Here is a 2,037-nt window from a genome sequence, read left to right on the forward strand (position 1 = left end):
AGCCCCCGGTGCGACGTGGCCTGGGGAGCGGGGTGTCGCCCGAGCTGGCGGCCCTGGGGCTGGCGCCGCGCCAACCTGACGGGCCCGCAGCGGCCTGAAAAAAGCACAGGCCCCGGCCCGCTGCGCAGCCAGCATGCCGCGCGTCGGGCCGGAGCCTGGCCTTCAGGGCCGGTTCTTCAAGGCAGCGGCGTGAGCGTGATCCGGCCGTAGTTCAGCTGTGAACGGCGCGGCGTCGCGCCGTTGCTGTCCACCGGCACCAGCGTGACGGTGACGGCCTTGTCCCGCGCGATCAGGCGGGCCGTCTCCTCGTCGATCACGAACGAATAGCGGATACCGGCCTGGTGGTGCGCCGCATGCCCCGCCGTGTTCGCGGGCGTGGTCTTGGCCACGCTGGAGATCATTCCCACGAAGTTGGGCGACTCGGTGGTGGTGCTGGCGTTGGCGTTGGGCAGGTTCACGTACACCTTGGCGCTCACGCTGCGGTCGGGCGGGGTGGTCACGTCGTCGATGTGCAGCAGATACAGCCGCGACGACTGGTTGGCCGCCAGCGCGGCGAGCGGCTTGCGAAAGCCCTCCGGCAGCGCGGCCTTGTGCGTGACGGGCGCGGTGCCCAGGTTGCGCTTTTGGGGCGCGGCCAGCACCACCAGCGGCTGCGCGGGATGCGCCAGGGCCGCGTTCTCGGCCGGTGCCGGCTGGCTGGCGCCTGCTGTCCGCACGGCGCTGCGCAGGGGCTTCGGGGGTGTGGCCAGGGAGTCGTACACGTAGCCCAGGTTTTCGGAGTTGACGACGTCGCTGACCTTCATGGAAGTCCACACGCCGTTTTCGTCGTAGAAGTTCCAGGCGTGGCCGTTCCAGTCCGCATCCGGCGGGTTGGTGTGCGAGGGGGCGACCGCGACCCAGCTGCTCCACATGCGGTCCACGTTGGAATGGTGGGCGAAGAACACCGGGTCGCGGGCGGCCGTGGAGAGCACGCCCATGTGCCATCGGTGCCCGTCCACACGTGCACGTGGTTGTGGGGAATGGTCTCCAGCGCGCCGGGGCTGCCGCCGCCGATGGCCGTGTTGACCCCGCCGAACAAGGCGTAGGTGGGCGAGTTCAGCACGATGGACATGGCCTTCGGGCCCACGAAGGCGGCAGGGATCCGGGCACCCGGCTTCACGTTGGCGGGGTTGCGCAGCGGATCGTACAGGGCGCTGCCGGCACTGGCGTAGATCTGCGGGAAGGTCTGGGTCGAGGGGCTCTGGGTGCTCCAGTCCCAATACGGCAGGCGCAGGTCGGGGTCGCCCGAGGCCTTGACCAGGGCGCGCTCCAGGAAGAACAGGTAGGCGCGGTGCCATGGCGGGAACCACCAGCTCGAATGGATTTCCTCGCCCTGCTGGCCGTCGGTGCCGCCGCCGCAGGCCCAGCAGTGCACGTAGCTCTGGCGCAGCCAGCCGGTGGGGCTGTTGGGGTTCTGGGCGGTGATGTCGCGCAGCCCTTGCCAGCCCTTGGTGAGGCTGGCGATCTCGGCGTCGGTCAGGGCGAAGGCGCTCTTGCGCGGCTTGACGGCGATCTTGCCGCCCTGGAAGGGCGTCGCCGGGCCGGGCGGCGGGGGCGGGGCGCAGTTCTGCGGGTTGTCGGCCGGGTTCTGCGCCCAAGCGGCACTGTGCTGCAGGCTCCACAACGAAAAGCCGGCGGTCAGGCTGGCCAGGTGCTGCAGGGCTTGCCTGCGGGAAGTATGGGAATGGCTCATGCCGCGGTCCTCCGAATTGATTTTTTGCCGTGGCGCGGGTCAGGGCCCGTGCCACGGCGATCAATGTACGCGGGGGAGGGCGGCCCGCGAAGGCGCCGGCGAAGGGCTGCAAGGGGTGCTGGCGCGACTCGATGGCAGCGCCAAGTCCTTGTCGGGCCTGGATTTTTTGCGCTGCAGCGCACCGGGTGCCGCCGCTGGCGAGGCCACTGGCCGGCACCTTAAAAGTTCTGAATTCGGCGGCCCAGGCACTCGGCGGCAGGGCGCGGGGGCGATGCGGGGGGGCGGTGCGGGGGGGCGGTGCGGGG

At 70.7% G+C, this 2,037-nt stretch carries 1 protein-coding gene and 1 pseudogene; both read right to left on the reverse strand.

Going from position 1 to position 2,037, the window contains the following annotated elements:
* Nucleotides 1–176 precede the first annotated feature (176 nt).
* On the reverse strand, nt 177–977 hold the full coding sequence (locus tag AC27KI_RS23565) for a tyrosinase family protein (protein ID WP_487116151.1): 801 nt from the start codon (nt 975–977) through the stop codon (nt 177–179).
* 215 nt (nt 978–1,192) lie between these two features.
* Nucleotides 1,193–1,732, reverse strand: a pseudogene (locus tag AC27KI_RS23570) (tyrosinase family protein); the annotation flags it as partial.
* Between the last annotated feature and the right edge of the window lie 305 nt (nt 1,733–2,037).

The organism is Acidovorax sp. KPB24-03 (genome assembly GCF_057546605.1).

Coding starts and splice junctions, on each gene's coding strand:
- AC27KI_RS23565 (WP_487116151.1), bottom strand. CDS start 977: ATGGGCGTGCTCTCCACGGCCGCCCGCGACCCGGTGTTCTTCGCCCAC.